The sequence below is a fragment of the Paraburkholderia xenovorans genome (assembly GCF_046030735.1).
Lineage (GTDB): Bacteria > Pseudomonadota > Gammaproteobacteria > Burkholderiales > Burkholderiaceae > Paraburkholderia > Paraburkholderia xenovorans_A.
On record NZ_JAQQBV010000013.1, the window covers coordinates 60143 to 73055 of the forward strand.

The 12913-nt window shown below is 62.3% G+C and carries 12 protein-coding genes; 4 read left to right on the forward strand and 8 right to left on the reverse strand.

Annotated features, from left to right (window positions below):
- Window positions 1-26 precede the first annotated feature (26 nt).
- The 5 genes from PQQ51_RS14780 to PQQ51_RS14800 form a co-directional block, all read right to left on the reverse strand.
- Window positions 27-1250 carry a polysaccharide biosynthesis/export family protein gene (locus PQQ51_RS14780; RefSeq protein WP_408497657.1) on the reverse strand — a complete coding sequence of 408 codons (1224 nt, stop codon included), beginning with the start codon at window positions 1248-1250 and terminating at the stop codon, window positions 27-29.
- A complete protein-coding gene (locus PQQ51_RS14785) occupies window positions 1244-1699 on the reverse strand; it encodes an arsenate reductase/protein-tyrosine-phosphatase family protein (RefSeq protein ID WP_408497527.1) in 456 nt (151 codons plus the stop codon). Before PQQ51_RS14785 ends, PQQ51_RS14780 begins: the two co-directional genes overlap by 7 nt.
- 64 nt (window positions 1700-1763) lie before the next feature.
- A complete protein-coding gene (locus PQQ51_RS14790) occupies window positions 1764-3215 on the reverse strand; it encodes a UDP-glucose dehydrogenase family protein (protein ID WP_408497528.1) in 1452 nt (483 codons plus the stop codon).
- A gap of 72 nt (window positions 3216-3287) precedes the next feature.
- Window positions 3288-4685 (reverse strand): undecaprenyl-phosphate glucose phosphotransferase, encoded by a 1398-nt coding sequence (locus PQQ51_RS14795; RefSeq protein ID WP_408497529.1) that lies wholly within the window; start codon window positions 4683-4685, stop codon window positions 3288-3290.
- 297 nt (window positions 4686-4982) lie between these two features.
- Window positions 4983-5210: a hypothetical protein gene (locus PQQ51_RS14800; RefSeq protein WP_408497530.1), complete on the reverse strand. Its 228-nt coding sequence runs from the start codon at window positions 5208-5210 to the stop codon at window positions 4983-4985.
- A gap of 126 nt (window positions 5211-5336) precedes the next feature.
- Here PQQ51_RS14800 and PQQ51_RS14805 point away from each other — a divergent pair, with 126 nt between their 5' ends.
- Window positions 5337-6893: a mannose-1-phosphate guanylyltransferase/mannose-6-phosphate isomerase gene (locus PQQ51_RS14805; protein ID WP_408497531.1), complete on the forward strand. Its 1557-nt coding sequence runs from the start codon at window positions 5337-5339 to the stop codon at window positions 6891-6893.
- Between the two features lie 88 nt (window positions 6894-6981).
- Here the strand turns inward: PQQ51_RS14805 and PQQ51_RS14810 are convergent, their stop codons facing one another.
- Window positions 6982-8211 carry a DUF6566 family protein gene (locus PQQ51_RS14810; RefSeq protein ID WP_408497532.1) on the reverse strand — a complete coding sequence of 410 codons (1230 nt, stop codon included), beginning with the start codon at window positions 8209-8211 and terminating at the stop codon, window positions 6982-6984.
- A 459-nt stretch (window positions 8212-8670) separates the two neighbouring features.
- A complete protein-coding gene (locus tag PQQ51_RS14815) occupies window positions 8671-8967 on the reverse strand; it encodes a YciI-like protein (protein ID WP_408497533.1) in 297 nt (98 codons plus the stop codon).
- Between the two features lie 460 nt (window positions 8968-9427).
- Here PQQ51_RS14815 and PQQ51_RS14820 point away from each other — a divergent pair, with 460 nt between their 5' ends.
- The 3 genes from PQQ51_RS14820 (at window position 9428) to PQQ51_RS14830 (ending at window position 11493) form a co-directional block, all read left to right on the forward strand.
- Window positions 9428-9724 (forward strand): PsiF family protein, encoded by a 297-nt coding sequence (locus tag PQQ51_RS14820; RefSeq protein WP_408497534.1) that lies wholly within the window; start codon window positions 9428-9430, stop codon window positions 9722-9724.
- Between the two features lie 322 nt (window positions 9725-10046).
- Window positions 10047-10496: a hypothetical protein gene (locus PQQ51_RS14825; protein ID WP_408497535.1), complete on the forward strand. Its 450-nt coding sequence runs from the start codon at window positions 10047-10049 to the stop codon at window positions 10494-10496.
- A 409-nt stretch (window positions 10497-10905) separates the two neighbouring features.
- On the forward strand, window positions 10906-11493 hold the full coding sequence (locus PQQ51_RS14830) for a BPSL1445 family SYLF domain-containing lipoprotein (RefSeq protein ID WP_408497536.1): 588 nt from the start codon (window positions 10906-10908) through the stop codon (window positions 11491-11493).
- 107 nt (window positions 11494-11600) lie between these two features.
- On the opposite strand, the gene PQQ51_RS14835 is transcribed toward PQQ51_RS14830, so the two are convergent.
- A complete protein-coding gene (locus PQQ51_RS14835; RefSeq protein WP_408497537.1) occupies window positions 11601-12671 on the reverse strand; it encodes a glycosyltransferase family 4 protein in 1071 nt (356 codons plus the stop codon).
- Window positions 12672-12913 lie beyond the last annotated feature (242 nt).

Here is a 12913-nt window from a genome sequence, read left to right on the forward strand (position 1 = left end):
CGTTCCCGTAACGGTTGCGTTAGCGTCTAGCGCGTCAGCTGCTTGAGGTAGAACAGCGTCTGCACGCTCGGCAACACCTGCTGCAACACACGGTTGAAGGTGGTCGACGCGGCGGTGCCCACATACACGACGTCGAGCGGCTGCAACTGGAACTGCGAGGACAGCATGATCGCGTCCGGCTGCGTCATGTCGAGGCGGTACACGTCCGGCGTGGTCGGATGATTTTTCATCCCACGCATCACGAAGATCTGACGCGGATTGGCGTCGGTATCGAGAATGCCGCCCGACTGCGTGAGCGCGTCGGCGATCGTCAGACGCCCCTTCAGCATCGGCACCTGGATCGGCGTCTTCACTTCGCCCATCACGAAGATGCGGCTGTCGCTGCGATCCGGAATGTTGATCACGTCGCCGCCTTGCAGCATCACGTCCTGCGTGGTGTCGCCCTGGTCGAGCATGCGGTTCGCGTCGAGCACATAGAGCTGCTTGTTGCGCGTCAAACGCACACGCTGGATGTCGGCGTCGCTCGTGGTGCCGCCCGAGCGTGTGATCGCGTCGACCAGCGTGAGCGGCACGTCGCTGACCGCGAGCGGGCCCGGCGTTTTCACTTCGCCGGTCACCTGGATCTTCTGGCCGCGATACGACAGCACGCGCACGTCGACCTGCGGATTGCGGATGTAGCGCACGAGACCGCTCGAAAGCTGATCGCGCACTTCGCCGACCGTCTTGCCCGCGGCTCGGATGCGGCCGACGAACGGGAAAAAGATCGTGCCGTCGGCCGCGATGGTCTGGCCGTACGGATCGGCCTGCCCCGGCAACGCGGCCGTGTACGGCTGCTGCAACGCGCCGCCGATCGACTGCGTGGTGTTGCCGCCCGCCGACAACGTGCTGCCCTGCGGCGTCGTCAATTCCGGGTGATCCCACACGGTGATGCCGAGGATGTCCTGCGGCGACAGCCGATAGACGTACTGCGACGGATCGCTGATACGCGCGCCCGGCAGCGTCTGCTGCGCGGCGGCGGCGGCTTGCTCCTGAGCCAGAGCCGCAACCAGCGGGCCGTCGATGAGATGAACCGGATAGGTCTCGTCGGCGGTCTGGCTTTGATGCTGGCCGTCGTCTTTCAGACGCGACGTATCGAGGTAATTGCCAGGTGCGGTAGCGCAGGCCGACAGAAAGGACGTCAGCAAAAGCGTGGCGGCGAACGTCGATCGGCAGTTCGCGAATGCGTGTGCAGTGAGTTTTTTCATCAGCATATTTTCTTCAGCCATCCCATGACCAGATGTTCGATGAGCACGAGACTCTCGCGATAGTCGGCTTCCGCGCCGCCGTGCGGGTCGGCGACATCGGAGTCGTCTTCCCATTTGCCGAGCGGATAGACCTTGCCGCGCGCGGCGGGATCGAGCGCTTCGACCGCGCCCACCTGCGCGCGCTCGCTGACCAGCACCAGATCGGCTTCACGCACGATCTGGCGGTCGAGCCGCCGCGAATAGTGGATGCCGGAGGCCACGCCCTGCTCGGCGAGCAGACGTTGCATCACCGGGTCCATCCCGTGGCCGTTCATTGCGCGGATACCCGCCGAATGAAACGCGATCGGCGCTGAGGACGACCGCGACGCGGCACGCTGCCGGGCCTTGAACAGCATTTCTGCGGCAGGCGAACGGCACACGTTGGCGTGGCAGACGATCAGAACGTTGGCGAACATCGCGGGCTCCTTGTGCGTGTGGAACGGGTCGAAAGCGGCGGACTTAAAACGGTTTCCAGCAGGCTCAGCGTGCCGCGTCGGCCAGTTCCGCCGTGGCCGAACCGGCCTCGAGCGGCAGACCGTTCGCGCCGACGCGCGCCGGCGCATTGCGCAGCGCGTGCTGACGGCCGATCGCGTGATACTCGATACCGAGTTCGAGCAGCGCATCCGGTTCGTACAGATTGCGGCCGTCGAAAATCAGCGGCGTCTTCAGCATCTCTTTCAGCGAACCGAAGTCCGGGCTCTTGAACACCTTCCATTCGGTGAGGATCACCAGCGCGTCGGCGTCTTCGGCCGCTTCCATTTCTTCCTTCACGAATTCGAGCCGCGCGTGCTGTTGCGGCACGTCCTTCAGATCGAGCGCGAACACGCGCTTCGATTCGTCGATCGCGACCGGGTCGTAGGCCTTCACGCGCGCGCCACGGCGCAGCAGCTCGGCGATCAGCGGCCGGCTCGGCGCTTCGCGCATGTCGTCGGTATTCGGCTTGAAGGCGAGCCCCCAGACGCCGAACGTGCGGTCCGACAGGTCTTCGCCCAGACGCGCGACGATCTTCTGCGCGAGGATCCTTTTCTGCGTGTCGTTGACGGCTTCCACCGCTTCGAGAATGCGCAGATTGGCCTTGTGGTCCGCGGCCGTGCGGATCAACGCTTGCACGTCTTTCGGGAAGCACGAGCCGCCGTAGCCGCAGCCGGCGTACAGGAAGTCGTAGCCGATTCGCGGATCGGAGCCGATGCCGCGGCGCACCGCTTCGATATCGGCGCCCACGCGGTCGGCGAGATTCGCCAGTTCGTTCATGTACGAGATGCGCGTCGCGAGCATCGCGTTGGCCGCGTACTTGGTGAATTCGGCCGAGCGCACATCCATGTACAGCGTGCGTTCGCGGTTGCGGTTGAACGGCGCGTACAGGCGCTTCATCAGTTCGCGCGCCTTTTCGCCGGGCACGTCCTCGTCGCAACCGAGCACGATGCGATCGGGGCGCGTGAAATCTTCGACGGCCGCGCCTTCCTTCAGGAACTCGGGATTCGACACCACCGAGAACATGTGGCTCGCGTTGCGCGCGGCCAGTTCCGCGGCGATCACGTCGCGCACGCGCGAAGCCGTGCCCACCGGCACCGTCGATTTGTCGACGATCACCTTGAAGCCCGTCATATGCCGGCCGATATTGCGCGCGGCGGCCAGCACGTATTGCAGGTCGGCGGAACCGTCTTCGTCGGACGGCGTGCCCACCGCGATGAACTGGATGTCGCCGTGCGCGACCGCGGCTTCGATATCGGTCGAGAACTTCAGGCGCCCCGCCTTGCGATTGCGCGCGATGATCTCCTGCAGACCCGGTTCGTGAATCGGCACGCCGCCGTTGTTGAGCACGTCGATCTTGCGCTGATCGACGTCGAGACAGAACACGTCGTGACCGATGTCGGCCAGACATGCGCCGGTCACGAGGCCTACGTAGCCGCTACCGATGATCGTCAGGTTCATGTATTACACCTCGCAAAAGGGAGTTGATTCGGAAGAGCGGTCATGCGCCGCGCTGCGGCGCATGACTTCGTTTCAGTAAGCGTTGCTGCCCACGAAGCCCTTCCACAGCGTCAGCACGACGATCTTGATGTCGAGCCAGAAGGTCCAGTGCTGCATGTAGTACAGATCGAGCTTCACGCGGCCCATCATCTTTTCGATGCGGTCGGTTTCGCCGCGATAGCCGTTGATCTGCGCCCACCCGGTGATACCCGGCTTGATCCGGTAACGGTGCATGTAGCCCTTCACCAGATCCTTGTAGATGTCGTCGTGTTCGAGCGCATGTGGACGCGGGCCGACCACCGACATCTCGCCGCGCAACACGTTGATGAATTGCGGCAGCTCGTCGAGGCTGGTGCGCCGCAGGAACGCGCCGACCGCAGTGATGCGCGGGTCGCGGCGCGTGGCCTGGGTGATCTTGCCGGCTTCTTCCTTGTGCATCTTCATCGAGCGGAATTTGTAGATCTCGAACTGGTTGCCGTCGATGCCTTTTCTCTTCTGACGGAAAAACACCGGGCCCGGCGAGCTGAGCTTCACCATCACCGCGATCGCGATCATCAGCGGCGCGAGCGCCGTCAATGCACCGAGCGCGAACAGCCGGTCGAAGATGCGCTTGGGCAGCACGCGCAGATCGGTGATCGGCGAGGCCGCGAGGTTGATCGCCGGCACGCCGAGCAGATCGACCATCGGCTGATTGAACAGCGTGAGACTGCGCACGTCCGGAATGAAACGGATGTTCACGAAGTCGTTGCGCAGATCCATCACGAAGCGATGAATCTCCTTCTCCTTCGAAATCGGCAGCGCGAGCCACAACTCGCGGATCGCGCGCTGACGCAGCAGTTGCAGCATCCGCGCGTAATCGCGTTCGACCGGCACGCCTTCGATCGCGTCGCTCGTATCGGGGTCTTCGTACGGATTGATCGTGCCGTCTTCGTCGAACACCACGATCGGACTGAAGCCCGCTTCCGGGCGGCCGCGCATCTGCTGGATCAGAAAGCGCCCGTACGGCGCGCCGCCGACGATCGCCACCGCGCGCTGATTGAAACCTTCGCGCCGCAAGCCGCGCAGGATCGAATAGACGATCACCTTGGTGACGATCAGCAGCACGATGGTCGCCACGGCCCAATACAGCAGCCACAGGCGCGACAGGCTGTCCGCGCGGTGCAGGCTGAAGCTGATCAGGATGCCGGTGACCTCCACCATCACCCAGCCGCCCGCGACGCGGCACAGCAGGTCGTAGAGCGGCTTGCCGCGCCATGACTGATAGATGCCGAGCGCGGGGAAGAACACCACCACGAGCAGGCAGTCGAACGCGAGCGAGACGCTCTGAACGTCGTCCAGCCACACCAGCTTGCCGTTATGCACCGCCGCGGCGATGGCGGCGCCGAGCGCGACCATCGCAATGTCGATGATTCTCGATAGAACGCTCAGCATGCGCTGCACCTCAATTCGTCAGTCAAGTGCCATCCGTCGGTTGATTGAATTTCGTTCACACGCGTCGTGATCGTCCACACACAAACGCCGGTATCCGCGTCAGGCAAAAGTAAATGCGCGACGCGAATCTGATGGGTCCGGTGCTAATTGCTCTGCCGCTTTCCGGTCTCGAATCCGGCTGCAAAAAGCCGGACCGGAAAACGTGGGTCGGAATGAGTGAATACCCTTGTACAGGTATAGATAAAGCGACATTAAAATTCGCGCTGCAAGACAGCAAAATATCTCAAATTGTATCGGTCAGAATTTCAGCATTTTTTCTGATTTTTGTTCGGCAATTTTTGCCGGATTTAGCGTTTCAGCATGACTTCGAACCCTCTTCCGCCAAGCGTGAGGCAGCTTTCTTGCGATTGCCCGAGAAAGCTTACGTGTTGTTATCCAGCCGAATTCCGCTTTATTGTTCTCTGCAAAAAAATCGATGCCGGTTTTTTTCGGGTAATTTTTCTTTTTTAAATAACGGCCGGACATTTTTTCTTCATCGAATCGCTTAATTTTATTCGCGTTTTTTATATTCGAATCTATTTAACGCGCTTTTATTGATTAGCGGGTTCGTGATAAAAATCGTCGCACTCACCCAGCCTCGAGGAGTTCATCATGACAGCTCCGGTTACGGCCACGCCCGCCGACACCCGGTCAACGCAAGCTACGCCCCTGAACGTCAAGCTCAAGGTTCATCCCGTGATTCTGGCGGGCGGCTCCGGCACCCGGTTGTGGCCGATGTCGCGCGAGCAGTATCCGAAGCAGTTGATCGGCCTGCTCGGCGACGATTCGCTGCTGCAATCCACCACGCGCCGTCTCGACACGCTCGAAGCCGGCTATCCGCTCGCCGAGCAACTCGTGGTGGTGGCCAATGAAGAACATCGCTTCACGACCGCCGAGCAGTTGCGCACGAGCGGCAAGCAAAGCCGGCTGATTCTCGAGCCGATCGGCCGCGACACCGCGCCGGCGCTCACAGTGGCGGCGCTCGCGATCGCGGCCGACAACGAAGACGGCGTGATGGTAGTGATGCCCGCCGATCACGCGGTGACCGACCTCGACGGTTTTCACACGGCCGTGGCCGCCGGTGTCCAACATGCCGCGGCCGGCCACATCGTCACGATGGGTATCGTGCCGACGCGTGCCGAAACAGGCTATGGCTACATTCGTATCGGCGCGGCTTTGAGCGCCACGCCTGGTACACCTGACGACTCCGCTCAGGACGAGACCGGCAAGATCGCCGCGCACAAGCTCGATCGCTTCGTCGAGAAGCCGCACCTCGAACTGGCGCAGCGCTATATCGAATCGCAGGAATACTGGTGGAATAGCGGCATTTTCATCATGCGCGCGTCGACGTGGCTGAAAGCGATTCGCCACTTCCAGCCGGCGATTCTCGACGCCTGCGAGGCGGCGGTGGCCGGCGGCAAGGCGGACGGCGACTTCTTCCGCCTGCATCGCGAAGCGTTCGGCGCGTCGCCGTCGAATTCGATCGACTATGCGGTGATGGAACAACTCGGCAACGATCAGAGCGCGGCGTCCGGTGTCGTCGTGCCGCTCGAAGCCGGCTGGTCCGACGTCGGATCGTGGGACGCGATCTGGGACATCTCGGAGAAAGACAGCGACGACAACGTCGGCCGCGGTCGCGTGATGTTCGAAGGCTCGAACTCGACCTTCGCGCATTCGGAAGGACGCCTGATCGCCTGCGTGGGCACCCAGGATCTCGTGGTGGTCGAAACCGCCGACGCGATTCTGGTCGCCGATAAATCACGCGTCCAGGACGTCAAGAAGATCGTCGGACGGATTCGCAACGATGGCGGCCTCGAAGCGGCCAACCATCGCAAGGTGCATCGCCCGTGGGGCAACTACGATTCCGTCGATACCGGCGAGCGCTTCCAGGTCAAACGCATCGTCGTGAAACCGGGTGCGCGGCTGTCGCTGCAAATGCATCATCACCGCGCGGAACACTGGATCGTGGTGCGCGGCACGGCGCTCGTCACGCGCGGTGAAGAGCGCTTTATCGTCTCCGAAAACGAATCGGCTTATATTCCGCTCGGCGTCACGCATCGTCTCGAGAACCCCGGCAAGATGCCGCTCGAAATGATCGAGGTGCAGTCCGGTTCGTATCTCGGCGAAGACGACATCGTACGTTTCGACGACACGTATGGCCGCCAATGACAGCAGGGTGATTCACCACGGATGAAGCGGGAACCTGCGGCTGTTGCTCCTGACGGCCGCGGGGAACTGCGATGCTAGCCGCCGGCGCTCACCCCGCGTGGGAGATGAGTTCGGGATACGACGGATAACGATCTGATGCACTGCTTTCCGATGCTGTATTGCCGGGCGCCGCGGGTTCGCTCGGATAACGGCGCAGCGGTCCGCGAAACGCGTTGATCGGACCATGCAGCGGCCCGCTGTGATTCACCACGACCGGCTCCGGCACATGACGCATCGCCGGCAAGGGACGCGCGACCGGTGGTGTCGTGGCTTGTGCGGTGGCCTGCGTGGTGGCTTGTACCGCCCCGGCTGCCTGCGGATGGGATGCATGCGCCGCCTGCTGATGAGCGCTGCCCGCGGCGAGCGTGAGGCACTCACGATCGATCCACTGCTGCGCCCATTCGAGCGCGTACTGCTCCGCCTCGTCCGCCTGCGCGAAGCGCGGGCCGACCAGACCGGAACGCTCCACGCGCTTGCCGTCCTTCATGATTTCCGCCCACGCGCGATACATCGCGTTGGGCACCCGCTCGGCCGCGACGTAGATCGCATAGCCGTGCTGGTCGGCGATCTGCGTGCCGCGCGGCGCGAGACTCATCGACAGCGCGCTACGCGAGTGCTGCCCCTGCATCTCCGATTGATCTTGCGAATAACGCGCGCTGGCGATCGCGGCGTTCAACTCGTACATCGCCACGCCGACAGCGCCCGCCTCGCTCATGTCGGGCCGCATGTCGGTCATGGGCGCGCGCATCGACGGCCGCGGCGCGGGCGTGCGAGACACCGGCGGCGGCACGTTGGCAAGTCCGGAAAGCTGACGCGTGATATCCGCGATCGGGTCGGCCGAGCGCCAACTGCTCAGGCGGCTCGACGCACCGGGCGCCTGCCACGATTCCGGGCTCTTCCAGGACACCCCGCGCACGAATTCCTCGCGCACGCTGGGCGTGGGCGCGACAGGCGCGGCGGGTTTGGCGGTGACAGGCGGCGCCGGTTGCGGGACATACGCGAACGTGCGCCCGGTTCCGGACAGCAGCCGAACCATGTCGAGCAGCGTGCCGTTCATTTGCCACTCTTCGAAACGGCGCCGGCAAGTGGGACCCGACGGATAGCGGCCCGGCAGCTTCGACCAGGGTTCACCGGTTGTCATGATCCACAGCACGGCGTTCGCCACGATGCGGGGTTCGGCGCGGGGCCGGCCGCGTCGGTTCAGACGAACGGCCGGCTCATCGGAGACAAGCGCTGCCAGCAGCGCCCATTCGTCATTGCTTAGCTCATCGAAAAACATCTGGAGTTCTCCACGCAGCCTGGCCGGGCCGCGGCTTTGGACTGCCACGGATTCAACTTTCACGATCCGTGTGCAGCCCGCGGTTGCACAAATATGTTTTGTACGTTCTGTTAGCGGGCCGATATCGCACTGGCTTAGTGCGGTTTGTCCCTATTGCGAAGCACAGAACGTGGTCTCACTCGTGCATGGGAGAATTTGTGCACGAAGCATACCATCACCAGGGTTTGCGTGAATATCGTTGAGACAAGTGTTACGGATAGAAACAATCTTGTGATTTTTGTCGCATCATTTCTCTTATTGCCGTAACAGAAGTGCTGTCGGCTTCGGTGCCGAAAGAGGCTATTGGGCAGCAAAGCGGCAAGCGATCGACACTGAATGGCCAATACGAATTCGGTGCTTGAACGCTAATTCATCTGCATGCGTTTTGCGCGAATTTTTGCCTGCCAGAAGGCGCTGCTGCTAGCGCACCGGCTTCGCTGCACGCTCGCCCACCACGGTCGTCCATGCGCGCACTTGCCAGCGCGCCACGAGGCCGGACGTCACATACGGATCGGCGTTCGCAAAGGCTTCGGCGGCTGCCGGCGAATCCCCTTCGAAGAGCAGCACAGCCGTGTCCGTTGGGTCGGCGAGCGCGCCGCCAAGCTGCAATTCACCGCGCGCAGCCGCTGCCCACGCGAGCTTCAGATGCGCATCGCGATACGCCGCGCGCCGTTCGAGGTAGTCGGGTACGAGGTCATAGATCAACAGGTAATGCATGGCGAGTCTCCTCTGGCTGGGGTGATGACACCGACAGACCGCGCATTCGACGACACTGCACGACATCTGTCGTAGTCAATATTACTGGCATTCGTATTGACGGAATTTTGTGCCGAATTTCTATTGAATTGAATCTCCGTGGATGCCGATTGCATCGCATATTTTTTCTCAATCATTCCCGAAATGCTTCGATGTCATTCACTGAATTCATCAGCGAAATTAATCTGGAATGCATAGCATATTTCGGCGCAGTCGTAATCGCTGTTTTTAACGGCGGAGGCACGCCCTCCAGCTCGCCGTGCCAGGGAAAACGAGCGTGGGCGCCTGTCAACGGGAATGGCTCTTTGTCCGTTCTGGCAGACAGCATTTGCCATAATGGACGTGCCGGGGGGCCCTGGATGCCGTTGACGCCCACGCGCATGAACGACCAAAAACGTTTTCACCACCGATGGAGTGTCACATGAAAATCCAATCCGCAATCGCTGCACTGGTGTTGGGCGCTGTCCTCGTTTCGCCGGCATTCGCGCAGAATAGCCAGCAGACCAAAATGGCCGACTGTAACAAGCAGGCGGCCGACAAGAAAGGCGACGACCGCAAGGCTTTCATGAAGACCTGTCTGTCCGCCAAACCGGCCGCCGCCGCGCCGATGAGCCAGCAGGACAAGATGAAGGCGTGCAACACGCAGGCTACCGGCAAGAAGGGCGACGATCGCAAGGCATTCATGAAGTCGTGCCTGTCGTCGTCGCCGGCCAACTAGGCGACAACGAGGCGACAACGAGGCGGCAGCGATGCATGCAATCGAACGTGCGCCGCGGTTCTCACCCCGGCGCGCGCCCCGCTGCCCTGTACATCGCCGCCTGACGCCCGAACAAAGCCGCGTGGACATTCCGCGCGGCTTTGTGTTTTAACCCTTCAGCCTTCACTGCGCTGCACTACGCTTCACCGCGCGGCCCCCCCATCTGCCCGAACGCGCCGTTTTTCTTCTATGATGGCTGCGGAGACGGCCCACCCCCATACACAAACATTAGACGGGCCGCCATCTTGTCGTTGGTGCTGCACAGCACCCATCGGAGGCAAGGATGGTATCGAAGCATAAAAACCGCTGGCTGAGGCGGTGGCTGGTCGTCATCGTATTCTGGGCGGTGCCCGTCGCGATCGTCGCGGTCAACGAGATCCGCGAGGAAATGGCGTACAACGCCGTCGACCTCGATCGCGCACTGACTACCTGGACATTCACCGACGCCCAACGCGCCGCCGGCGCGCCCGCGCGCTGCCACGGCAAACCCGACGAAGCACAGGCCGCCGGCTGCCCGCCCGATGTGCTGGCCGCCAACGCGCCGCGTCAGCAGGACGCCCGCAATGAATACAGCGTGCGCCGTTCCACGCTGATGGCCTACCTCTGGCACGCATTCGTCGGCTACTGGGTTGTGCCGGCGATCGCGCTGTTTCTGATCGGCCTCGTGATCGGCATGGTGCGGCGCGCATTGCGGCGGCCGCCGTCGGTGAAAAGCCCTGCGAACAACGGATGAAGCCGCCAGTTGCGACGGGCTCGCTCGCGCTTCGTGCCTTGCACCGCTGCAACGGTATGCGGCATTCAGACAACACTTTCAATCCGATTTCAGCGCGCTCGATACGACTTCAAAATCGGTAAAAACGGCAGATCGAAACAGCAGCCCGACCGCCGTCACAGCACGCTCCCGCACCGGAGGCCATGCGGCAAAAACCCACTCGAAAGCGCCGTCTCCGCGGCGCCAAACGCTTCCCCGAAACCAGTCAAAATTACCGATATGGAATTTACGATTTAGCTCAAAGCCCCGTCGCACAAGGCTTTTGGCGGAACGTTCGGGGGCGCGTTTTAGACGCGCCTGTGATATAACTCAGGAGCAGCCCGGCAACACCACTTGAGGTTGCGCCCAGGAACCACGATGGAGAAAAACGATGCAAAGACGAAACTTCATGTTGAAGACCACCGCTGCGCTCGCTTTCGGAGGCCTTGCACTCGCCGGTTGTACGACCAACGGCAGCAACCACGACACGCCCTCCACTGATGCATCGAAACGCCAGTCGATCGACGCCAGCGTCGACGGCACGCTGTCCCGCCTGTTCACCACCGTGAAGGGCTCGCGCGAGCTGGTATCCAAGGCGCGCGGCGTACTCGTATTCCCGTCCGTTCTGCAAGCCGGCTTCATCGTCGGCGGTCAGTACGGCGAAGGTTCGCTGCGCGTGGGCGGCGGCACTGTCGGCTACTACAGCACGATTTCCGGTTCGTTCGGCCTGCAGGCGGGCGCGCAGTCGAAGGCCATCATCTTCCTGTTCATGACGCAGGATGCGCTCGACAAATTCCGCAACGCGGACGGCTGGTCGGCAGGCGGCGACGCCTCTGTCGCGCTGGTCAAGATGGGCGCGAACGGCGCGATCGATACCACCACGGCAACGGCCCCGGTCGAAGTATTCGTGCTGACCAATGCCGGCCTGATGGGCGACATCTCGATCAACGGCACCAAGGTGTCGCGCCTGAAGATCTAGGCGCAGCCTGTCTCTAGCGGGCGCCTGAAGTAGCGTAGGCACAACGAAAAACGGCGATGCGCATCACGCATCGCCGTTCTTTTTTGCGGAAGCCGGAAACGCCTGGCTCAGCTTCCCGACGACGTATCGATCACCTTGAAACGCGCCCGCTTCTGCGCACGAATCACCGACTGATACGCATCCACATACTGCTGCGCCATTCGGTGCGAGGTGAAGCGCTCTTCGAAGCGTTGGCGCACCGCGGCACGCGGCATCTTGTGCAGGCGATTCACCGCCGCCACCGCGCCGATTTCGTCTTCGACGATATAACCCGTCAGGCCGTCTTCCAGCACTTCGGGCACCGAGCCGCGATTGAACGCGATCACTGGCGTGCCGCAGGCCATCGCTTCGATCATCACGAGACCGAACGGCTCCGGCCAGTCGATCGGAAACAGCAGCGCGTGCGCGCCGGACAGAAACTCGGCCTTCTGGTTGTCCGCGATTTCGCCGATGAATTCCACATGCGGCAGGTCCAGCAACGGCCGGATTTCGCGCTCGAAGTACTCGCGGTCGGCGGCATCGACTTTGGCGGCGATCCGGATCGGCATACCGCAACGTCCGGCGATCCGGATCGCGGTGTCGACGCGTTTTTCCGGCGAGATGCGGCCGAGGAACGCAAGATATCGCTGCTCGACCGGTTGCGGTGTGTAAAGCTGCTCCGGCAACCCGTGATACACGGTGGTGAGCCACCGCGCCTGCGGCAGCGGATGACGCTGCGCATTCGAGATCGAGATCACCGGCGCGGTATTGAACGTGTCGAACACCGGCTGCTGTTCGGGCAAATCGAGGCGGCCGTGCATCGTCGTGACGAACGGCGTGTCCTGGCGCTTGAAAACCGAGAACGAATAATAGTCGAGGTGGAAATGCAGCACGTCGAATTCTTCCGCGCGGCGCCGCACCAGTTCCATCAACAGCATATGAGGCGCCACGCGGTCGCGAATCCCGGGGTCCAGACGCAGCGCGCGCGGCCACACCGCCTCCAGCTTCGCGCTGGTGACCGAGTCGCCGCTTGCGAACAGGGTCACGTCGTGGCCGAGATCCACCAGCGCTTCGGTGATGTACGAGACGACGCGCTCCGTGCCGCCATAAAGCTTGGGCGGCACCGATTCGGTCAACGGGGCGATCTGCGCAATCTTCATATCTGTCTCCATAGTCTGACGGCTTGCGCCCAAGGCGCTGCGCGTCAGCGGGGCTGAGTATGACAGCGCCCTTTCATTCCAGCAAACGCACGGCCTGCGACGCGGTGCGCCCGTGCAGAAACCACCAGGCACATCGAAGCATTATTCCCCAGCAGGCCAGCAAAAGCCGCTGGCCTTGCAATTCCTGCCTGCTGTTACATTCAGCTTACATACACGCAACGTGCAGCGCGCCGCACCACCGC